This is a genomic window from Leisingera sp. M527, assembly GCF_025141525.1.
Lineage (GTDB): Bacteria > Pseudomonadota > Alphaproteobacteria > Rhodobacterales > Rhodobacteraceae > Leisingera.
The window spans coordinates 1,748,200-1,770,597 of sequence record NZ_CP081037.1 but is presented as its reverse complement, the minus strand read 5'-3'; the positions used below and the strand labels follow the sequence as shown (position 1 = coordinate 1,770,597).

Genomic DNA, 22,398 nt, shown 5'->3' with positions numbered 1-22,398 from the left:
TGCCCTTCGTCCTCTCCGGAAAAGTCTTGATGGATGCCTCTCAGGGCATTCAGGAGCTGAAGGAGCTGAAAGGGGCAAAAGACGCCACGGGGAAATCCGCTGAGGTTCTGAGTTTTGCAGAAGCCAAGGCAGCCGCCGAGATCAAAAAACTGGGGACGGCGTCGGGCGCGGCGGCTGGCCAGGCTGAAGTGCTCGATGCAGCGCAAGACGGGCTGGCCAACAACGTTGTCCGGATCGGCCAGAACAGCGCGCTTGCTGCCGGACAAGTCGGCAACCTGACCGCTCAGTTCAATGATATCTGGGTGATGCTTGCAGCCGGGCAAGCACCTGTTCAGCTTGCCCTCCAGCAAGGTACGCAAATCACCCAGGTATTCGGCAACGCGGGCGCTGCCGGTGCGGTGAACATGCTCCGCCAGGGCTTGCTTCGGATGATCAGCCCGCTGAACCTGCTAACCATTGGCAGCATCGCTGCCGGTGCGGCCCTATTCCAGTGGCTGACCAGTGCAAGCGACGAAGCGCGCACCTTTGAAGATGCCATCGGCGATCTTGAGAACCAGATGAAGGCCTATTCCGAGGCCGCTGAGGCTGCATCGGTCTCAACAAATGACCTGCAGTCCAAATTCGGTGACGCCTGGCAGGAAGCCCAGATCCTTTTGGACGGGTTGCGCGAAAATGCTCTGACCACCCTCAAGCTCGAAGCCGAAGCCACCATCGCAGTTACACTTGATGAGAGCGGCCTGGACCTGAACAGCTTCCGCCTGGATGACCGCCTGGAACTCAGCGGCCTGTTTGATTTTGACGTGTTCTATGGGGAGTTCCGCCGCACTCATAAGGCCATGATTGACGAAGTCCTGAATGACTTCGAAGGTCTGGGCGCCGCGGCCAGCGGGTCTGTGCAGGACCAGGTGCAGGCAGTAGAGGAGCTGATCGCCAGCTTCGAGGCCGCCGCCCAATTCTCCGGGAAAATCACTGCAGAAGAAAACGCCCAACTGGCCATGCTCCGCCAGTTGGCGCTGAAGCTGCGGGAAATTCAGGCTATGGAAGATGGCCGGGATGCGGCCAGCGAGGCCAAGGCCCAGGCTCTGAGCGAAGAACTGGCTGCAGAAGAAGCTCTGACCGCAGCCATTGAAGCGCACGGCCAAAAGTCGGCTGAGGTTCACAATCTCAAGATTGCCCAGGCCCGCGAAGCGTTTCAGGCCAAGGTCGAAGAACTGCGGATCAGCGACGAGCTGAAGGCGTCATTGCTTGAGCAATGGAACGCCGCAAATGAAGCGCGGGACCCTTACCAGGAACGCCTGGCCTCTGCCTATGCCTACTATGCCCAGACCCGGACGGCGTCCCAAGAACAGCAGCAGGACGCTCAAACGCTGATCGCATCGCTTCAGCAGGAAGCAGCCTTGCGCCAGGCTATGAACGAACAGGGCGCGGGCAGCGTGGAAGTCGCCGAACTCCGGCTGCAGGCAGAGCGCGAGGCCTTTCAGCAGCAAGTTGACGCGCTTGATGTTTCCGAGGAGCTGAAGGACGAGCTGATGGCGGCCTGGGATGCTGCCAACGGGGTGGCCGATGCCGATATGGCGGGCAATATCACCCTGGCCGCGGATGAAGCCCACCGCCTGAAAACCAACCTGCTGGAAGCCCAGGGCAACGAGATCATGGGCCGCATCCGTGCGAACCCGGATTTCAACGACCCGCGCGGCGAAGGCGCAGGCGCCGGAAACCCGGATTACATTTACCGCGATCAGGGCCTGCCGGACGTGGATCTGCCCTCCAATCCGCGCACGCCGCGCCGCGGCAGTGGTGCCAGTCAGCATGACTCTGAGCGAAAGGCCATTGAGCGGCTGATCGCGCGGGAGCGGGAGCGGCTGGACGTCCTGAAAGAAACCGACCCGGTTATGCAGGAAATGATCCGGCACCGGGACGTTTTGAAGGACGCCACCGATGCAGAACGCAAGGCGGTTGAAGCCATCATCCGCCAACGGCTGGAAGAAGAAAAGGCGCTGGAGCAAACCAAAGAGGCCGCTGATTGGCTGAAGGCAACCGGCCAGGATCTGGGCGATGCGCTGACGTCCAGCGGCGATGCCGCCGCAGACGCCTGGGACCGCGTCAAAGAAGCAATCATCCGCGCCGCCGCTGAAGCCGTGTTCTTTGGCAAGGGGCCTCTTGCCGAGCTTTTCAACATCGGCAGCGGCCTGTTTGGCGGCGGTGAAAGCACCGGCAGCGACGGCGGGAATATCATCCTGAATGCCTTGGGTTTCGCAGACGGCACTGTTGGCATGGTTTACGGCGATGGCGGCAACCGGGATGACAAAGTGCGGGCACGGTTGTCTGCCGGTGAAAGCGTCATCACCGCCAAGGCCACCCGCCGCTACCGCCCGATCCTGCAGGCGATGAATGACGGCGTGGAAATCCCCGGTTTTGCAAGCGGAATTGTTCCCGGCGCCGCCGCCAGTGCGCCCCCGTCGGCGGCGGCCGGGCAAACCCGCCCGGCCATGACAGTCCGCCTTCTGCCCTCACCGATGTTCGAGGCGGTGGTGGAAGAACGCGCCTCGGAAATCAGCGTCGAGGTGGTCCGGGACTATGACCAAGGCCCCGCCCGCTCGACCGTGAAAGACACTCTTGAAGATCCATACAAGGTTTGATGATGGCACTGGCCTGGCCCCTCCCCCTCAGCGAGTTTTTTGACACATTGCCCATCGCCCGGATCACCTCCCGGCCGGGTGCCGCCAATACCACGTCGGAAACCCACGGCGGCGACGTGATCAAGCACCGGCTCGGCAGCCGCCTGTGGGGCGGGCGCATTGTCCTGGACAAGGACCACCACAGCGCCATTGCCGCCATCGAGGCGCGCCTGTCGCTGCTGGACGAACCCGGCGCGTCCTTTCTGCTGTGGGACACCCGCCAGCCGCACCCGGCGGCCGACCCGGAAAAATTCATCCTTGGCAGCTCCGCACCCGTCATCGAGGCGCTGAACCCGAACAACCGCGAGCTGGATATTTCCGGCCTGCCTGCGGGCTACATCCTCAGCCGCGGCGACCTTCTGGGCTTCACCTATGGCGCCAATCCAACCCGCTACGCCTACCACCGCATTTCGACCGGCGCGGTGGCCTCTGGTGCTGGTGTTGCCGCAGACATCGAGGTCACCCCGTTCATCCGGCCGGGTGCTGCCCTTGGTGCCGCGATCACGCTGGGCAACCCGGTCCTGAAGGCCACCCTCACCACCGCACAGTATGGCGAGGGCCGCTCGGCTGTGACCGAAGGCGGCTCTTTCAACTGGCTGCAGACGCTGAGGTAACCATGAGCTATTCCGCACAAGCACAGCAGCAGCTCGCAGAACGCCGCGGCACCGACGCCCGCGTCCTTCTGTGGTTTCAGGCCAGGAACCGCACCACCGGCGCCCCGGAAACCCTGGGGTTCTGGACCGGCGATGATCATCAGGAATTCCTGATCGATGGCGGGATCCGCACCTACTACGGCGCGGGTGCCGTGATCGATGTGCCCCCGATCATCGCGGCGCCTGGCTTTCAGGTGCGGCAGTACCGGGTCAAGCTGCCGCCGATGCTGGACGAGGTGAAGCAGCTCCTGCAGCAGTATGATCCCCGCCACGCTGAAGTGCAGATCCATTCCGCAGTCTTCGACCTGGACACCGGCAACCTGATGCCCCCGGTTAAACGCATGTTTAAGGGCGTTTTAAACGAAGCGCCGGAGGAGCTGGGCGGCAAGGGCAAACCCAGTTTCACCCAGCTTGTCCTGGTATCGCCCGCCCGCAAGCTGACCCAGGGCCTGCCCCTGAAGCGTTCAAACGCCGAACTGCAGCGCCGCAACGCCGACGACCGGGGCCGCGAATACAGCGACGTGGCCGGTGAATGGCCGGTGCCGTGGGGGACCTGATGCAAAACCGGGCGGAACTCCTGCTGGATTATCTGAGCGGCATCCGGGCTGCCAAGCGCGTGCTGAAGCCGTCGCAATTCGACTGCGCGTTCTTTGCGGCAGGCTGGGTGAAGGCCTGCACGGGCGTTGACCTGGCCAGCGCCTGGCGCGGCAAATACCGCAGCCTTGATGAAGGCCGCACCAAGCTGAAGGGCGCCGGCTACCGGGATCTGGACGACCTGGCCGCGGCCCATTTGGCGGAAATCGACGGCTGGGGCAGTTCCCGGCCGGGCGACATTGCCGCAATCAGCGAGGGCGGCCACACCGCACTGGGGATTATCGGCGGCCCGCAGATCCATGTTCTGGGCTTCAAAGGGCTGGACTACCTGCACCTTGACCGGGCGGAACGGGTGTTCCGGCCATGAAGCTGCTGTCTTATGCCCTGCTGTTCCTGCTGGTGCTGTGCCAGCCCGCCGAGGCCGCCTCGGTCGGGGCTGTCCTGGTGGCACTTGGCACCGCCTTCAAGGCATATGTTGCCGCCAATGCAATCGCGGCCTTTGCGCTGCGGACGCTGGTTTCCACCGGCATTTCGCTGCTGCTGAAGAAGTTCCAGCAGCGCAAGCAGCGCCGCCCCGGCATTCAGACCTCGGCGACCACGACCGGCGGGACAGATCCGCAAGGCTCGGTTGTTGGCCGCTTCGCCACAGCAGGCCATCTGGTCTATCAGAACAGCCATGGCGAAAACCGGGTTTATCTGACCCATGTGATTGAGCTGGGCGACCTCCCCGGCGCCAGCCTGCGCCGCCTGATCATCGACGGCGAATACTCGGAGATCGGCACGGACTGGGACCCGAACGTCGGCTACCAGATCCTGAACAAAGTCGCGGATGACGGCTGGGGATACGGCTGGATCCGGTTTTATGACGGCAGCCAACTGGCAGCGGATCCGCGCCTGGTCGAACTCTATGCCGAAGACCCCGACCGGCCCTGGACCGAAGACCATATCCTGACCGGCCTTAACTATGCGATCCTGACCTTCTACCGCAGCGACAAGCAATATCCGAACGGCAGGCCGCAGGTCCGCTTTGAGCTGAACGGACCGGGCTTTTATGATGTGCGCCAGGACAGCACCGCCGGGGGCAACGGACCCCAGCGCTGGGACGATCAATCGACCTGGCAGCCCACCGAAAACCTGATGGTCATGGCCTATACAGTCATGCGCGGCATTACCCTGCCCTGCGGCAGTGTCTGGGGCGGCGGCTTTCCGGCCGGGGACATGCCTTACACCGAATGGGCGGCGGCCATGGATGCCTGCGATCTGGGTGTGGGCAGCAACAACCGGCCGCAGTTCCGCGGCGGCATGGAGATCCGCTTTGAAGAACCGCCGGCCGATTTCCTTGAGGAGATCTTTGCCGCCGCAAATGCCGAGATTGTCGAGCTGGGCGGCTATTGGTATCCGCTGGTGGGATCTGTTGACACCTATGCAGCCGATCTGACCGAAGACGACCTGCTGGTCTCTGAAGGCTGGAAGCATGACCCTTTTCCCGGCCTGGAAAAGGCCTTTAACGCCGTCACAATCACCCATCCGTCCCCGAATGCGCTGTGGAACCCGTCCGCGCCGGTCACGCTGACCCGGCCGGAATGGGAAGCGGAAGACGGCGGCGAGCGTGTCTTCGATCTGAAGCTGCCGATGGTGTTCAACACCCCGCAAGCGCGCCAGATCGGCAATGCGCTGCTGAAGGAAAACCGCCGCTTCCGTACCCACCGGCTGCCGCTGCCGCCTGAGTATTCCAACCTGCGGCCTCTGCTGAAGACCCGTTTCACTTCTGGCTGGTACGGCTACAGCGGCAAGACCTTCACCATCACCGAGATGGCCTTTGACCTGCTGAAGCTGAATGTCTCTGTCAGCCTGCGGGAATGGGACCACAGCGATTTTGATCCGGACCTGGCGCTGGAAACCCCGGACCTGCCGCAGGTCACCGCGCCCATCGTCACCCAGGACGCCGGGGTGCCGGGCTTTGGCGTCTCCGGTATCGAGATCAAGGACGCAAACGGCATTGTCCGCGGCGTAGGCATCCGGGCAGTTTGGACCCCTTCCCTTGCCTTCACGGCGGACGGCGTTTCTTTCCAGGTCCGCGTCAAGGACGGCGACGACGAGCGCTTCAGCGCCAGCACCGCCGATCTGGAGCTGGGCACCTTCCGCCTGGAGCCGATGCAGGGCAGCACCGAATACGAGGCCCGCGCCAAGGCCATCTCAAAGACCAGGGACACCAAGTGGACCGCCTGGCTGCCGGTCACCACGCCCGCGTTCAAGCTGCAGCCGGACATGCTGGCCGAGGAGACCTGGCAGGCAATTTCCGATGATGCCAATGCCGCCGCTGCCGCGCTGGATGACCAGCTTGTCCTGGACAAGATCGCGCCGCTGGAAGGCGCGGTGCAGCGTGATCTGGAAATCCGCGATGTGCAGAGCTTCCATGCCGCCGAAGCGCTGGGGGTCATCGGGGACAAAGTGCTGTGGATGCTGACCGAACTGTCCAAAATAGACGCCCGCATGGCGGACGCCGGGATCTATCAGGACCCGGACACCGGCACGGTGCGGATCTATGGCGTGGTTGCGGAAGCGGAACGGATCAGCGAGGCGGAAATCCGGCTGTCCGCCGCAGAATCCCGCATTTCCCTGACTGCCACAGAGGCCTACGTCAACCAGCAGGTTTCTATTGCGCTGACAGATCCAAGCCAGTTCCCGGTGTTTGAAGGGCTGCAGGTGCGGGTCAATCAGGTTGAGGCGGATCTGGACGCGGCGGAGGCGGCAATCGCCCTCAAGGCCACGCAAACCGAAGTGGACGGGATGGACGCCCGCCTGAGTTCGGCGGAAGTGGATATCGACGCCGCGCAAGAGGCCATCACCCTGAAGGTGGATCAGGCGGATTTTGACGCCGCCGAAAGCCGCCTGTCCTCGGCAGAGGTGCAGATCAGCACCCTGGACGGCCCGGCGATCACCCAGTCGGTGAGCGACGTGCGGACCCTGCATGATCAGCTAGGCACTCAGGATGTTGCCACCCTGGAGCAATTGCTGCTGGCCTATGAACAGCGCGAAGCCCTGAAAACCCAGATTGCCTATGCCACACAGGATATCCGGGCGCGGGTGGATGATGACCGCAGCGCAACAGCAGCCATCACGGCAAGCCTTGGCGTGGCGATTGAAAACAGCGTGGCGCTGATTGAATCGGAAAAGCTGGTGCGCGCCAGCGGCGATGCGGCACTGGCCAGCAGCATTGATGCTTTGGAAGTCCGCTTGGATGGCGACATCGCCGCCCAGGCCTCCGCTTCCAGCGCGCTGACAACCCGTGTCAGCACCGCAGAAGGCACCATCACCAGCCACAGTCAAAACCTGATCAGCCTTGAAGCCCGCCTGGACGACGCGGAAGGGGGTATTTCCGGCCAGGCCACGGCGCAATCGCAACTGGATGCGCGGGTCACAAGTGCGGAAGGTGTTATCACCAGTCACGGCCAGAGCCTCATCAGCCTGGACAGCCGTCTGGATGATGCCGAGGGCAATGTTGCCGGACAGGCCACCGCCCTCAGCCAGTTGGACACCCGTGTGACTGGTGCCGAAGGGAATGTGTCCAGCCAGGCCACGGCGATCACGCAATTGCAATCGGATGTTGGCGACAACAGCACCAGCATTCAGCAGACCATGCAGACTGTGGATGGCGTGATGGGGGAATACACCCTGCGCATCGACAATAACGGCCATGTGGCCGGAATGGTGGTGCGGTCTGATCTGGATGACGAGGGAGAACCCGCATCCGAGATTGCGTTTCAGGCGGACAAATTCGCCATCGTCTCACCTGATGGCGCGCAGAAGCGCAGCCCCTTTGTGGTCTATACCGAGGACCGCACGATCAATGGCCGGGTGTATCCAGCGAACGTCTACATGGAGAACGTCTCACTTGGGGCGGCATCCATCGGGCGCGCTGAAATCGCAAACGTGATCAAGAGCGATGATTACGCGCAGGATGCCAACGGCATTCCAACCGCCGGAATAAAGATCAACTTTGACACCGGGCAGATCAAGGCGGCGGGGGTGGTTCTGTCCCGGCCCATGGTTCTGGCGCAGGGATCGTTCACGGCTCCGGGGGCAATCGGCAACGGCGCCCGCTGGGCCTTTGTGAATACCGGCATCCGGGTTGGCAAGCTGGACGTCTGGCAGGCGCAGCGTGTTGCCCTGGCCGCCGCTGCGTCAATCTCCTCCACCGGCACTGCGCAAGGCGGCATGGACCCCAACAACACATTCTGGACCCTCAATACATCAATCCAGCCAGGGGCGCGCTGGAATGGTTTCGGCGGCGCCAACCCCGATCCAATAGCGGCTTGGCGCAAAGATCCTTCCGCCCTGGTGGACCCGCATTGGGCCAGCGGCAGCGATCAGCGGGTGTTTCTCGCCATCGATCTGGAAGCATGGGGCGGCGTCTATTTCAACAACCCGAAAATCGAATGGACAGTGTTCCAGGTAACATAAGGAGAGCAGCCCTATGGCATGGCCAAAGGCAGGAACAGTCAGCGTTGTGAACGGCAGCGCAATCGTCACCGGCACCGGCACCAGCTTCTTTGGCAGCGCGCAGGCGGGCTGGGGCTTTGTCGGCCCGGACGGGCGGGTTTACGAGGTGCTGGCGGTCAGCAGCGGCACGCTCCTGACAATCACCCCCATGTACCAGGGCGCAACGGCGGCCGGGCAGATCTATGCGCTGTTCCCCACTATGTCGCTGGCGCATGATGTGGTGGCCAGCGTGCAGGCGCTGACCGGCACGTTTCAAGCCGTTGCGGACGGCCCCGGACAGGGCAAGTTCAGCACCGATGTGGTCAAGCTGGGCGATGAAGACACCGGCCTGGGCTGGCCATCCAGCAATGAGGTGGCGCTGAAAGCCGGGGGCAATTGGCAGCTCCGCCTCAAGGAAGGTGCTGCCAGCGGCGCGGCGGTGCAGTCCAGCGCGACGGATGCCACAGCAGACAAGCTGCTACTGACAAACGCCTTCGGTTGGGGCGACAAGGGCGCCCCGGTCCCGAATGACAACATTGATGACATCGCTACATCCGGATCCTACTTTCTGACCTCCGCGGTGTTGGGAAATTCCACCCTGCCAGCAGGCGAGGCGTTTTCTTCCGGCTCCTGTCTCCTTCAGTTCCAGTACAACGCCGACAATGCGGCGCAAATCCTGATCGCGCATCCCAGCGGTAAGATGTTCACGCGGATCAAGGACGGCGGAGCTTTGCAGGACTGGATCAGCCTAGTCCCCAAGCGCGGCAGCGGCCCCACTGGCGAGTGGGTGCGCTTCGCTGATGGGACGCAAATCTGCACTAAAGCCATCACTGCGGACAGTGGCGCTGACTCTGTTTGGGACTTCCCGGCAGCTTTCTCTACGACGACAAATCTTACCGTTCATATCACTGCCCGGTCCTCTGCAAATGCCATCATTGGTGGCGCACGGGCGCCGTCTGTTTTGGCTGTGTCCTGGAACGCGCACGACACTGCGGGCGGGCGAACTGCAACGCCTTGCAGCCTCAGGGCCGAAGGCCGCTGGTATTAAAGGAGATCATCATGAAAGTAACCTGCATCTGTGTGGCCGGTCCTCCCGGCCAATCTGAAACCAGCGCCAATGTGAGCGGCGATGTGATCACTGTGGGCGGCGTGTCCTTTGATCTGTCCGATGTCCCCGATGGCGGCTTTGCCGAACCGGAAGGCGAAAACCATCCGTTCATAGGGCGCATCGAGCGGATCGATGGCGAGCTGCATGTTCAGGTGCGGTGGTTCTTTTTCGAGGCAACTGCAGAGCCGGACCAGTCTGTTGTCCCGCCGACGCTCACCGTCGCCAGCGGCCCGGTGCCTGACCCAATTGTTCGCAAACCCCAGACCGGCGAGGTTGCAGCATGACGTTCTCCCTGAAAATCACCACGGCTGAGCAGGTCGCGGCAGCCGCCCGCGCGGCGCTCCTGTCCGATCTGGCCGGAACCCGGTGGCAGATCCAAAACGGCGGCATCACGCTGCCCAGCGGATTCCACGCCCGCACCGACCGCACAACCCGCGAAGACCTCACTGAGGCGCTGTTTGCTCTGCAATTGGGCATCAAGAGCGAGCCGTTCTCCTGGAAGGCCCCCGATGGCTGGATCAAGCTGACGCGCGCCGACCTGGAGCAGATCACCGCTGCCGTCGCGGCCCATGTGCAGAGCTGTTTTGATGCGGAAGAAGCTGTGGAGGCGCAGATCGCCGCACTCAGCGATGCAGATCTGGCCGGGTTTGCTGTGCGGGCCGCATTTGATGCAGCCATGGCCGGCCCCGCTGCTGAAAGCTGAAACAAACCGCCTCCCGGAAACGGGAGGCCCGGGCCGGTTGCAGCCCCTTGCGGACCTTGACCATCCTGCGACCTTTAGTCAGCACGACTTGTCGCGTACCGCCCCAAGCGGTCACACGACAAGCTCTTCTCAATAGTAGCCTCAAGGTCACTACCTGCGCTAACCTTTGACTTCACCCACCGGCTTCATAACCAGATTTTTCAAAAGGAAATCACCTTTTAAAGCACCTCGGCAATCGGCACTCAGGCATTTAACGATATTATATCATTTTCGAGTTATCACATTTACCCACAGGAGTTCGGCCCAGAAACCCTTGGAGTAAAGCTAATGTTTTTTAAGACAAAGAAGCCAAAAACAACTAAAAAAGACGACATGAATGCGATCATCGCCGGCATGGTCGATCGCACACAGGCGACTATTCAGTTTCACCCAGACGGAACGATCATTACTGCGAACCAGAACTTTCTGAACGCGTTAGGCTACAGCCTAGAAGAGATCCAGGCGCGGCACCATTCGATGTTTGTTTCACCTGATCTAGTCGCCACCGTTGAATACAAATCGTTCTGGTCAGACCTCGCGAATGGCAAGGTTTTCTCGGACCAGTTTCCCCGATTGACTAAATCTGGTGAGACAATCTGGATTCAGGCCACCTATGCCCCAGTTGAAGGTGAAGATGGCAAGGTGGAACGGGTTGTAAAAGTTGCTTCAGACATCACAGAACGCCGCCGCGGCCTTGAAGAAATCGGAGAGGGGCTTCAGGAATTGAGCAAAGGCAACCTGACGCACAGAGTGGCGATTTCTGATCTGCCGGACATTGGAACACTGGGAGAAACCTTCAATCATTCTCTGGAACAGCTTAGCACGTCTATATCGGCGGTGAAGCAAGTGTCATCGGCGGTTGGCCGCACTGCAGATGAGATTTCACAATCTGCCAATGATCTTTCGCAACGAACTGAAAGCCAGGCAGCGACCTTGGAAGAAACAGCTGCAGCAATCGAAGAACTGACTGCGACCGTGAAAGCATCTGCTGAGGGCGCTCGGACGGTCGAAGGCATTGTGGCTGAAGCTAAAACTTCTGCCGTGCAAAGCGGCGAAGTCGTGGGTAGTGCAATTGGCGCTATGGCGAAAATCGAAAGCTCTTCAGAGCAGATTTCGAAGATCATCGGTGTGATTGATGATATTGCCTTCCAGACCAATCTTCTGGCACTGAACGCTGGGGTTGAGGCAGCACGTGCCGGAGAGGCCGGACGCGGCTTTGCCGTCGTTGCTTCTGAAGTTCGGGCGCTTGCACAACGATCAGCTGACGCTGCTGGCGAAATCAAACAGTTGATAGGCGAGAGCAACCAACAAGTGATCACTGGCGTCGACCTTGTTGGGAAATCCGGCGAAGAACTGCAGCAGATTATTAAGAGCGTTGCCACTATCTCCGAACATATTCAGGAAATTGCCACCGGCGCTTCGGAGCAATCAACAGCGTTGCTGGAAATCAATCAGGGCGTATCACAGCTTGACCAGGTAACTCAGCAAAACGCAGCCATGGTGGAGCAAACTTCGGCGGCCAGCCAGATGTTATCGAATGATGCAGGCCAGCTGACTCAAGAAGTGTCCAAGTTCAGAGACGGATCTGAGGGCCGGGAACTGGTTTCTCGGCCTGGAAAGCCGGATCAATCCAACTCCTATCCGGAACCTGCATTCGAGCAGGAAGAGCTTCGTGTGGCCCAAGGATGGGATAACTTTTGAACAACGACAGTTGCAGTGAAGGTATCAAGTAAAACAACGGGCATCATAAAAGATGCCCGTTGTTTTTCCAGGCCGTGTCGGCAAGAGGGGTTCACATGAAGTTCGATAGGGTCGCAATCTGCGCATTGCCGCCACACGGTTCCGCCTGGGCTGCACCTGCTGCGAACGGCGGCAAGGTCCCGCCCAACCCGTAAAACACTCCCTTTAAGCGCCCTTAAAAACCCTCCGCCGCCCGGCGTTTTTTTACACTTTGGGCGGCGGAACTAGGCAGTTTGCAACGGGAAGTGTCCCGTACTGCAATGCGAAGTGTCCCAAAATCGCGGCGTCAAATCGCGGAACCGGCGCAGATCCGGACTGGCTAACCCCCCGTTTCAGGCATAAAAATCAGGGAAATCGCAAAAACGAGTTGCTGCAACGGGAAGTGTCCCGCACTGCAACGCGAAGTGTCCCGCTACACCCGCTACACTGCACGGCAGCTTTGCATTTGCGCAGCTTGCCTCAGCGCCGCGTGCCCGCTATTAAATAAACAACTGTTCAATTCATCTGAGCGACGGGAGGAGCTGCTTATGGATTTCGCGCTGACTGAGGAACAGCAGGCCATTTTCGATATGGCCCATGCGTTCGGCCAGGAAAACATCGCGCCGCATTCCCGGCAGTGGGAAAAAGACGGCACCATCCCCAAATCCCTGTGGCCGCGATTGGCAGAGCTGGGATTTGGCGGGCTGTATGTCTCCGAGGAATACGGCGGCTCCGGCCTGACCCGCCTGGATGCCACCCTGGTGTTCGAAGCACTGGCGATGGCGGACCCCGCCATTGGATCGTTCCTGTCGATCCACAACATGTGCGGCGGCATGATCGACAAGTTCGGCTCTGAAGAGACCAAGCAGAAATGGCTGCCCGCGCTTTGCACGATGGAGAAGATCTTCTCCTATTGCCTGACCGAACCCGGTTCCGGTTCCGACGCCGCCGCCCTCAAAACCCGCGCCGAGCGCAGCAATGAGGGCTATGTGCTGAACGGGACCAAGGCGTTCATCTCCGGCGGCTCCTACTCCGACGCCTATGTCGTGATGTGCCGCACCGGCGAGGATGGCCCCAAGGGCATCTCCACTGTGGTGGTCGAGGATGGCGCGCAGGGCCTGTCGTTCGGCGCGCTGGAGGACAAGATGGGCTGGAAGGCGCAGCCCACCTCGCAGGTGCAATTCGACGATTGCGCGATCCCGGCGGACAACCTGATCGGCGAGGAAGGCAAAGGCTTTTCCTACGCCATGGCAGGCCTCGACGGCGGGCGGCTGAACATTTCGGCGGGTGCCCTGGGCGGCGCCCAGACGGCGCTGGACCAGACCGTGCAATACATGTCCGAGCGCAAGGCCTTCGGCAAATCCATCAACCAGTTCCAGGCGCTGCAGTTCCGGCTGGCGGAATATGAAACCCGCCTGCAGGCTGCCCGCACCTTCCTGCGCCAGGCGGCGTGGAAGCTGGACACCGGCGCGCATGACGCCTCCAAGTTTTGCGCCATGGCCAAGCTGATGGTCACCGACACCGCCTTTGACGTGGCCAACGGCTGCCTGCAGCTGCACGGCGGCTACGGCTATCTGGCCGACTACGGTGTTGAGAAGATCGTCCGCGACCTGCGGGTGCATCAGATCCTGGAAGGCACCAACGAGATCATGCGCCTGATCGTCGCCCGCCAGCTGATAGCTGAGTAAACTGCAGCCGACAAAAACACACTGGCGCAACACCACGATGGAGCACCCAGGATGAGTGATATCCATATCCGCAAGACCGGCCAGGCTGGCCGCATCACCTTTACCCGCCCCAAGGCGCTGAACGCGATGAGCTATGAGATGTGCATAGCGATTGATGCCGCCATGCGCGGCTGGGCCGATGACGACAGCGTCAAGCTGGTGGTGATCGATGCCGAGGGCGACAAGGCCTTTTGCGCCGGTGGCGACATTGCCGAGCTGTATGATACCGGCACCAAGGGCGACTACAGCTATGGCCGCACCTTCTGGCGCGATGAATACCGGCTGAACGCGCTGATTTTTGAATACAAGAAACCGGTGATCAGTTTCATGCAGGGCTTCACCATGGGCGGCGGTGTCGGCATCGGCTGCCATGGCACCCACCGGGTGGTGAACGAGACCAGCCAGATTGCCATGCCCGAGGTCGGCATCGGCCTGGTGCCGGATGTAGGTGGATCACTGATGCTGGCGCTGGCGCCGGACCATTTGGGTGAATATCTTGGCATGACAGCGGCCCGGATGGGCGCGGATGACGCGATCCTTGCGGGATTTGCTGACTTTTTCATCCCGCAAGAGCAATGGCCCGCGCTGATATCCGCGCTGGAAGAAACCGGCGCCGCTAAACTGGTGGAGGACGCCGCCCTGCCCGCTCCGCAAGGAAAGCTGCGCCCGGCACTGGCGGATATCACCCGCCATTTCGCCAAGGACTCACTGGAAGACATTCAAGCCAGCCTCCAGGCCGAGGGCAGCGATTTTGCCGCCGCGACGCTGAAGCCTCTTAGCCGCAACTCGCCTCTGTCGATGGCCTGCACGCTGGAAATGCTGCGCCGCCTGCGTGCTGATGGCCCTGCCATCCGCCGGGCGCTGGATCTGGAATACCGCTTCACCTTCCGCGCCATGGACCAGAGCGATTTCCTGGAGGGCATCCGTGCCCAGATCATTGACAAGGACCGCAATCCGAAATGGCAATATGCGGGCCAGCCGGTGCCGGCCCAGGCGATTGAAGACATGCTGGCGCCCTTGGGCGCTGATGCACTGACATTCGAGGAGGAACTCACATGAAAATCGGATTTATCGGGCTTGGCAACATGGGCGGGCCGATGGCCGCCAACCTAGCCAAGGCAGGCCATGAGGTCACCGGTTTTGATATGGCCGATGTCAGCATCGAAGGCGTGACCATGGCCGCCTCCGGCCCCGAGGCCGCGGCAGGTGCAGAGGCCGTCATCACCATGCTGCCCAACGGCGCCATCCTGCGCCTTGTCGCCGCTGAGATCATCCCGGCGATGACCAAGGGCGCTGCCTTCATCGACTGCTCCACCGTTGATGTGGACTCGGCCCGCGCGGTGGCCGAACAGGCCGACGCCGCAGGTCTTTTGTCCGTGGACGCCCCGGTCTCCGGCGGCATCGGCGGTGCGGCCGGCGGCACGCTCACCTTTATGGCCGGCGGCTCGGCTGATGCCTTTGCCGCCGCCGAACCGCTGTTTGATATCATGGGCCAGAAGGCTGTGCATTGCGGCGAGGCCGGCGCTGGCCAAGCCGCCAAGATCTGCAACAACATGATCCTCGGCGTCACCATGATTGCCACCTGCGAGGCCTTTGCGCTGGCAGACAAACTGGGCCTGGACCGGCAGAAGATGTTCGACGTGGTCTCCACATCCTCCGGCTATAGCTGGACCATGAATGCCTATTGCCCCGCCCCCGGTGTCGGCCCGCAATCGCCTGCCGACAACAATTACCAGCCCGGATTTGCGGCTGAGCTGATGCTGAAGGACCTGGGCCTTAGCCAGCAAGCCGCGGCCAGCGCCGACGCCGACACGCCGATGGGTGAACTGGCCATGGCGCTGTACAAGAAATTCGTCGAGGACGAAGACGGCAAAGGCATGGACTTTTCCGCCATGCTGCCCCGGTTTGAGACACGCAGCCGCAACGGCTGAGGCCTGCCTCTTCAACCGCAGGCTTTGAACAAATGACCTGTCAGGCGGCCTGTTCCGGGCCGCCTCTTGTATCCGGCTTTCTTAAAATATCCCTAAAATTCGAGTAAACTCCAGGATTTCGGCGCCAGTCCGCCACAGTTCTGTCTCAGTTCCCCAGCATTCCGGTAAGCGATCGTAAATTCTCGCACACCCGGAGGCGCGCTGTCTGTTATGGCCACGGCAACGGAACTGAACATCAACTCCTCTGCGACTGCCGCCCAGATGGCGGAGGAAATCTTTGGCGACGGCGTCACGGTTGAAAGCGCCAGCTACAGCGGCGACAATCTGTCTTCGGGCATCTATTCCGGCGCTGATACAACCACACCCGGCGTTGCGCCCGCAGATTCCGGCGTGATCCTGTCGACAGGTTACGCCCGCGACTTTACCAACAGCAGCGGCACCACCAACACAAACATCCGCGGCAACACCAGCACCAATACCACCGGCGCCAACAACGACGCGGATTTCAACGCTCTGGCCGGTGCCGCCACCCGCGATGCCTCGTTTCTGGAAATCGACTTCACTCCTGCAGGCGACTTGCTGACCATCGACTTTGTGCTGTCGTCCGAGGAATACCCCGAGTTCGCCAATTCGCAATACAATGACGTGGTCGGCGTATGGGTGAACGGGGTCGAGGCCCAGGTCTCCATCGGCAACGGCACCGCCTCGATCGGCAATATCAACGATGGCACCGAAAACGTCTATGTCGATAACACCGGCGACCAGTTCAACACCGAAATGGACGGGTTCACCATCACCCTGACCTTTGTCGCTCCGGTGAATGCAGGGCAGATCAACACCCTCAAGATCGGCGTCGCCGATACTGTGGACAGCAGTTATGACACCAACCTGCTGATTGCCGGCGGCTCAGTACAGACAGCGGTGGTTGCGCAGGATGACCAGGAAGATATCGCGATCAACAAGACCCGTGTGGTGGATGTTCTGGACAACGACACCGCCGCCGCCGGCACGCTGACCATCACCCATATCAACGACCAGGCCGTCTCGGCCGGGGATACCGTGACCTTGGCCACCGGTCAGCAGATCACCCTGAACGCCGACGGCACCCTGACCGTCGTCACCGACGGCGACCTGGAAACCGTTTACTTCAACTACACTGCAGACAACGGCCTGGGCAACTCCGACACCGGTTTGGTTGAGATCAACCAGACGGTTCCCTGCTTCCTGCGCGGCACCATGATCCGGGTGCCCGGCGGCGAGATGCGGGTCGAGGATCTGCGCCCCGGCATGGAGGTTCTGACCTACGACAACGGCCCTCAGGTTCTGCAATGGGCGGGCAGCCGCCGTATCGCCTGCACGCCGCAAACTGCTCCGATCCGCTTTGCCAAGGGCAGCTGCGGCAATACCCGCGACCTCTATGTGTCGCCGCAGCACCGGATGCTGGTTTCCGGCAGCCGCGCCGAGCTGCTGTTCGGCGAGGGTGAGGTACTGGTCAAGGCAAAGGACCTGGTGAACGACAGCACCATCCGCCCGGCGCTGGAGATGCAGGAAGCGCAGTATGTCCACCTGCTGTTCGGCCGCCACCAGATTCTCTGGGCCGATGGCGCCCTCAGCGAAAGCTACCAGCCCGGCCCGCAAACAGCGGCAGGATTTGACGCAGGCACCTTGGCGGAAATCCGCGAATTGTTCCCGGAACTCTGCGCTGAAACCGGCCGCGGATACGGAAATGCGGCGCGGCTGGCCCTGCGCAGCCATGAAGCGCGGGTTCTTGCCGCCGCGTAAGCAGCTGCAGGCGGGCCGCCGCCGCCGGCTTTACCGCCCTCTTGGATTTCGCGCCTGGCCCGTTATGTCAAAGGCGACCAGGAAAGGACCCGTTGTAAATGGTACGCCGTTATTTTGTTTCCATCATTGTTCTCACAGCCGCATGTGCCGTGGCTATTCCGCTTGCTGCGGGCAATAGCATCGGGCATGGCAAGTCAGACCAGGCAGGTTTGCACTGCCCGGTGGGCCTGGCCAAGACCTCATCGCATTGCGTGCCGCCGGACCATGCCAAGAAGTTCTACCGCCGCGGCGACCATATTCTGGATGAATACATCTGGATCGGGACTCCCGGCGAATGGGCACCGGACCCATTTGGCAGCTATGTTCAGGCCGGCGGCTATGTCTATCAGGTGAACCGCGAGACCCAGAAAGTGCTGCGCCTGATCGGTGCAGAGGCGGACCTGGCGAACTGACCTGGCGAACTGACCGGTCGCACTGCCTGCTAGCGGCCGCCCATAGCGGCCATCGCCTCCCGCGTGGCCTCATCAGCCGGAAACAGCATTTCGATTCGCAGCTCTGACATCGCCAGATCCCCAGTGCCGCCGAACTGGGTAATGGTGGAAAAGAACGACAGCACCTGCCCGCCCAACCGGTAGCGGGCCGGGATCACCGCGGGCAGTTCCCCCTCCGGTGCGCTGCCCGAGGCCGCCACCATCCGCTGCAGCCGCTCCACCGCCTGCTCCAGCACCGGATCCTCGCCGAAATGGGCCAGCTCGGTTCTAAGCCGGGCCAGGCTCAGCCGTTCGATATCCTGCAGGTTCTCCAGCGCTTCCCGCAGACCGGCGTTCTCCAGCAGAGCCTCAATCAGGCTGCAGCCCGCACGGATCCCAACGCCTTCAAGCATTAGGGCCGCAGGCCGGTTCAGGCGCAAAAGCCGCCAATGCCGGTCGATCATCAGCGCCGGATACGGCTCATGCGCGATCATCATCTGTTCAGCGGCCTGTTTCAGCGGCGCCAATTCCGCATCGTTCAGTTTCCGCCGGGCAAAGGCAGGTGCCAGGCCGGCAGCCGCCAGCAGCTGATTGCGCGCCCCGCCCGGCACCTGCAGCTCATCGCTCAAGCGCAGCACCATGCCGCGGCTCGGCCGCGACCTTCCGCTCTCCAGAAAAGACAGATGCCGCGCCGAGACCCCGGCCTCCAGCGCCAGCGCCATCTGGCTCATCCGCCGCAGCCCGCGCCATTTCTTCAGAACCGCGCCGAAACCTTCCGCCATGAGCTGACTCCTTTTGCCGCAGCATAGACGGCCACAATCAGAAGTTCACTTACCTCCAAGGTAATTGTTTCGCTTCCGCACCTGACCGCATTCTGCGCGCAGACATCATCAGGAGCTTTCAATGACCCACGCCGCATCAATCCGCATGCTTAAGATCGTCTCGATTCTCTCTGCCGCTTTCGGCCTCGCCATGGTGCTGGCGCTGGCCACCCCGCTCGGCACTGCACTAAGCCTGTTCATCGATCTCGCCTTCCTGCCGCTGGACGGCGCCCAGGCGCTCACCCCGGGCGCGGCCTCCCTGATGACCGCAATCAGCGGCGGGCTGATGTGCGGCTTCTGCCTGCTGATTTATTTGGTCACAGAGCATATCTACAGCGCCGACCCGGCGCTTGGCCGCCGCCTGCTGATCCCGGCGCTGCTGGCCTGGTACATCCCCGACAGCCTCGGCTCGCTCGCTGCGGGCGCCTGGTTCAATGTGGTGATGAACACACCCTTCCTGCTGCTGTTCCTGGTGCCGCTGTTACTGGCCCGCCCCGCCGCTGCCCAGACTGCATGAAAAAGGAGGGGGAAACCGCCCCCTTTCATCTTTCTAGAAATACTCCGGGGTGAATTGGCCAAAGGCCAAGAGGGGCAGCGCCCCTCTTCCATCCAACGTGAGGGACAGTGCCCTGCCCTTACTCCGCCGCCACCTTCCGTGCCGCCAGAATGTCCTTCAGGTACCGCCCGGTGTGGCTGCGCGGCTCATCTGCCACGGCTTCGGGCGTGCCCGCCGCAACAATCTCGCCACCGCCATCGCCGCCCTCGGGTCCGATGTCGATGATCCAGTCGGAGGTCTTGACCACATCCAGATTATGCTCAATCACCACCACCGAATTGCCCTGCTCCACCAGCTCGTGCAGCACTTCCAGCAGCTTCTTCACATCCTCGAAATGCAGGCCTGTTGTGGGCTCATCCAGAATATACAGCGTCCGCCCGGTCGAGCGTTTCGACAGTTCCTTCGACAGCTTCACCCGCTGCGCCTCGCCGCCCGACAACGTCGTCGCCTGCTGGCCCACCTTGATATAGCCCAGACCAACCCGCATCAGCGCATCCATCTTGTCGCGGATCGACGGCACCGCCTGAAAAAACTCCTGCGCGTCTTCCACCGTCATATCCAGCACATCGGCAATGCTCTTGCCTTTGAACTTGATTTCCAGCGTCTCGCGGTTATAGCGCGCGCCCTTGCAGGTTTCGCAGGTCACATAAACGTCGGGCAGGAAATGCATCTCGATCTTGATCACGCCATCGCCCTGGCAGGCCTCGCAGCGGCCGCCTTTGACGTTGAAGGAGAACCGCCCGGGTTTGTAGCCGCGCGTCTTGGCCTCCGGCAGGCCGGCAAACCAGTCGCGGATCGGGGTAAAGGCGCCGGTATAGGTCGCCGGGTTCGACCGCGGCGTACGGCCGATCGGACGCTGGTCGATGTCGATCACCTTATCCAGATGCTCCAGCCCCTTGATGCTCTCGCAAGGCGCTGGGGTCTGGCGCGCGCCGTTCAGCCGCATCGAGGCGGTCTTGAACAGCGTCTCAATCGTCAGTGTCGACTTGCCACCGCCAGACACACCGGTCACACAGACAAACTTGCCCAGCGGGAACTCGGCTGTGACCTCTTTCAGGTTATTGCCGGTGGCCTTGACCACCTTGATCTTCTTCTTGTTGCCCTTGCGGCGCTTGGCAGGCACCGCGATTTCCCGCGTGCCCGACAGATACTGGCCGGTGATCGAATTCACGTCCGAGGCAACCGCTCCGGGCGTGCCGTGGCTTACCACCTCGCCGCCATGCACCCCGGCGCCGGGGCCGATGTCGAACACATAATCCGCCTGGCGGATCATGTCCTCGTCGTGCTCCACCACAATCACCGTATTGCCCTGATCGCGCAGGTTCTTCAGGGTGCCGATCAAACGGTCGTTGTCGCGCTGGTGCAACCCGATCGAGGGCTCGTCCAGCACATAAAGCACGCCCGTAAGACCTGAGCCGATCTGCGACGCCAGCCGGATCCGCTGGCTCTCGCCGCCGGAAAGGGTGCCGGAGTTACGGCTGAGAGACAGGTATTCCAGCCCGACATTGTTCAGGAACCCCAGCCGCTCGCGGATCTCCTTCACAATAGCACGGGCGATCTCCTGTTTCTGCTGGCTCAGATGGTTCGGCACATCCTCGATCCAGGCCAGCGCCTCGCGGATCGACAGCTGCACCACTTGACCTGCATGCACGCCGGCAATCTTCACCGCCAGCGCTTCGGCGCGCAACCGGTAGCCCTCGCAATGGTGGCAATGGCGGTTGTTCTGATAACGTTCGAACTCCTCGCGGATCCAGTTGGAATCGGTCTCGCGGTAGCGCCGCTCCATATTCGGAATGACGCCCTCGAACGTGCGTTCGACCTGATAAACCCGCCCGCCCTCGTCATAGCGGAACATGATCTCTTCCTCGCCAGAACCATACAGGAACACCTGCTGCACCTTCTCGGGCAGGTCCTTCCAGACAGTGTTCTTGTTGAACTGGTAATGCTTGGCGATGGCCTCAATCGTCTGCAGGAAATAGGGCGACTTGCCCTTGCGCCAGGGCGCCAGGGCGCCGTCATAGACCTTCAGGGACTGGTCCGGCACCACAAGGCGCTCGTCAAAGAACAGCTCAACCCCCAGACCATCGCATTCCGGGCAGGCCCCGAACGGTGCGTTGAAGGAAAACAGCCGCGGCTCGATCTCGGGAATGGTGAAGCCGCTGACTGGGCAGGCGAAATTCTCACTGAAGGTGATCCGCTCCGGATCGCCTTCCTTGGGTGCGGTTTCCAAAATGGCGATGCCGTCCGCCAGATCCAGCGCGGTGCGCAAACTGTCTGCCAGCCGCGTTTCCATGCCTTCCCGCACCACCAGCCGGTCGACCACAACGTCGATGTCATGGCGGAACTTCTTGTCCAGCACCGGCGGCTCGTCCAGCTCATAGAATTCGCCGTCCACCTTCACCCGCTGGAAGCCCTGCTTGCGCAGCTCCAGGAATTCCTTCTTATACTCGCCCTTGCGGTCGCGGACGATCGGCGCCAGCAGATAGCCGCGGGTGCCGTCCTCCATCTCCATGATCCGGTCGACCATGTCCTGCACCTGCTGCGCCTCAATCGGCTTGCCGGTGGCCGGGGAATAGGGCGTGCCTGCGCGGGCAAACAGCAGCCGCAAATAGTCATAAATCTCGGTCACCGTGCCAACGGTTGAGCGCGGGTTCTTCGACGTCGTCTTCTGCTCAATCGAAATCGCCGGAGACAAGCCGCTGATGTGGTCGACATCCGGCTTTTCCATCATATCCAGGAACTGGCGGGCATAGGCCGACAGGCTCTCGACATAGCGGCGCTGGCCCTCGGCATAGATGGTATCAAACGCCAGGCTGGACTTGCCCGAGCCGCTAAGGCCGGTGATCACCACCAGCTCATCGCGCGGAACATCCACGTCGATGTTCTTCAGATTATGCTCGCGCGCGCCGCGTACTTCGATGGATTTCAGCTCAGCCATATTGCCCCCGTGCCCGCGCCTGCCAAACCAGCGGCAAACGCCCGCCATACAAATAGGGAATGCACCGGGAAACGCCAAGCCCCAAAAAAGAACATATCACGAACAGGACAAAACTTGCTGACAGCAGCTGGCAGCAGGTTGCGCCGACCCCGGATCAAACCGGAAAACACGCGTTTTCCGGCCCGGATTTCAACCGG

Annotated in this window: 17 protein-coding genes; 15 read left to right on the top strand and 2 right to left on the bottom strand. The window is 61.5% G+C overall.

Going from position 1 to position 22,398, the window contains the following annotated elements; translation table 11 throughout:
• Positions 1 to 29 precede the first annotated feature (29 nt).
• From K3555_RS08845 to K3555_RS08780, 14 genes are all read left to right on the top strand, one after another.
• Positions 30 to 2,639 (top strand): phage tail length tape measure family protein, encoded by a 2,610-nt coding sequence (locus tag K3555_RS08845; RefSeq protein ID WP_260008192.1) that lies wholly within the window; start codon positions 30 to 32, stop codon positions 2,637 to 2,639.
• A gap of 2 nt (positions 2,640 to 2,641) precedes the next feature.
• The gene (locus tag K3555_RS08840) at positions 2,642 to 3,292 is read left to right on the top strand and encodes a hypothetical protein (protein ID WP_260008191.1); all 651 of its coding nucleotides are present in this window, start codon (positions 2,642 to 2,644) and stop codon (positions 3,290 to 3,292) included.
• Between the two features lie 2 nt (positions 3,293 to 3,294).
• Entirely contained in the window at positions 3,295 to 3,888 is a 594-nt protein-coding gene (locus K3555_RS08835; RefSeq protein WP_260008190.1) for a hypothetical protein, read from the top strand.
• A complete protein-coding gene (locus K3555_RS08830; protein ID WP_260008189.1) occupies positions 3,888 to 4,292 on the top strand; it encodes a DUF6950 family protein in 405 nt (134 codons plus the stop codon). The genes K3555_RS08835 and K3555_RS08830 overlap by 1 nt, the downstream gene beginning before the upstream one ends.
• Positions 4,289 to 8,389, top strand: a complete 4,101-nt coding sequence (locus tag K3555_RS08825; RefSeq protein ID WP_260008188.1) for a DUF1983 domain-containing protein — start codon at positions 4,289 to 4,291, stop codon at positions 8,387 to 8,389. The genes K3555_RS08830 and K3555_RS08825 overlap by 4 nt, the downstream gene beginning before the upstream one ends.
• A gap of 13 nt (positions 8,390 to 8,402) precedes the next feature.
• On the top strand, positions 8,403 to 9,455 hold the full coding sequence (locus tag K3555_RS08820; RefSeq protein ID WP_260008187.1) for a pyocin knob domain-containing protein: 1,053 nt from the start codon (positions 8,403 to 8,405) through the stop codon (positions 9,453 to 9,455).
• An 11-nt stretch (positions 9,456 to 9,466) separates the two neighbouring features.
• Positions 9,467 to 9,799, top strand: coding sequence for a hypothetical protein (locus tag K3555_RS08815; protein WP_259985179.1), 333 nt, complete (start codon positions 9,467 to 9,469; stop codon positions 9,797 to 9,799).
• Positions 9,796 to 10,218, top strand: coding sequence for a DUF4376 domain-containing protein (locus K3555_RS08810; RefSeq protein WP_259985181.1), 423 nt, complete (start codon positions 9,796 to 9,798; stop codon positions 10,216 to 10,218). The genes K3555_RS08815 and K3555_RS08810 overlap by 4 nt, the downstream gene beginning before the upstream one ends.
• 327 nt (positions 10,219 to 10,545) lie before the next feature.
• Positions 10,546 to 11,958 (top strand): methyl-accepting chemotaxis protein, encoded by a 1,413-nt coding sequence (locus K3555_RS08805; RefSeq protein ID WP_409201382.1) that lies wholly within the window; start codon positions 10,546 to 10,548, stop codon positions 11,956 to 11,958.
• 566 nt (positions 11,959 to 12,524) lie between these two features.
• The gene (locus K3555_RS08800; protein ID WP_260008186.1) at positions 12,525 to 13,664 is read left to right on the top strand and encodes an acyl-CoA dehydrogenase family protein; all 1,140 of its coding nucleotides are present in this window, start codon (positions 12,525 to 12,527) and stop codon (positions 13,662 to 13,664) included.
• A gap of 51 nt (positions 13,665 to 13,715) precedes the next feature.
• Positions 13,716 to 14,762, top strand: a complete 1,047-nt coding sequence (locus K3555_RS08795; protein WP_260008185.1) for an enoyl-CoA hydratase/isomerase family protein — start codon at positions 13,716 to 13,718, stop codon at positions 14,760 to 14,762.
• Complete coding sequence (gene mmsB, locus K3555_RS08790) at positions 14,759 to 15,634, top strand: 3-hydroxyisobutyrate dehydrogenase (protein ID WP_259992010.1); 876 nt, start codon at positions 14,759 to 14,761, stop codon at positions 15,632 to 15,634. Before K3555_RS08795 ends, mmsB begins: the two co-directional genes overlap by 4 nt.
• Before the next feature lie 210 nt (positions 15,635 to 15,844).
• On the top strand, positions 15,845 to 17,416 hold the full coding sequence (locus K3555_RS08785) for a Hint domain-containing protein (RefSeq protein ID WP_260008184.1): 1,572 nt from the start codon (positions 15,845 to 15,847) through the stop codon (positions 17,414 to 17,416).
• Between the two features lie 98 nt (positions 17,417 to 17,514).
• Positions 17,515 to 17,868, top strand: coding sequence for a hypothetical protein (locus K3555_RS08780; RefSeq protein ID WP_260008183.1), 354 nt, complete (start codon positions 17,515 to 17,517; stop codon positions 17,866 to 17,868).
• A gap of 29 nt (positions 17,869 to 17,897) precedes the next feature.
• On the opposite strand, the gene K3555_RS08775 is transcribed toward K3555_RS08780, so the two are convergent.
• Positions 17,898 to 18,668, bottom strand: coding sequence for a helix-turn-helix domain-containing protein (locus K3555_RS08775; RefSeq protein ID WP_260008182.1), 771 nt, complete (start codon positions 18,666 to 18,668; stop codon positions 17,898 to 17,900).
• A 121-nt stretch (positions 18,669 to 18,789) separates the two neighbouring features.
• Here K3555_RS08775 and K3555_RS08770 point away from each other — a divergent pair, with 121 nt between their 5' ends.
• A complete protein-coding gene (locus tag K3555_RS08770; RefSeq protein WP_260008181.1) occupies positions 18,790 to 19,224 on the top strand; it encodes an excinuclease ABC subunit A in 435 nt (144 codons plus the stop codon).
• A 118-nt stretch (positions 19,225 to 19,342) separates the two neighbouring features.
• On the opposite strand, the gene uvrA is transcribed toward K3555_RS08770, so the two are convergent.
• Complete coding sequence (gene uvrA, locus K3555_RS08765; RefSeq protein WP_260008180.1) at positions 19,343 to 22,201, bottom strand: excinuclease ABC subunit UvrA; 2,859 nt, start codon at positions 22,199 to 22,201, stop codon at positions 19,343 to 19,345.
• Positions 22,202 to 22,398: the final 197 nt, after the last annotated feature.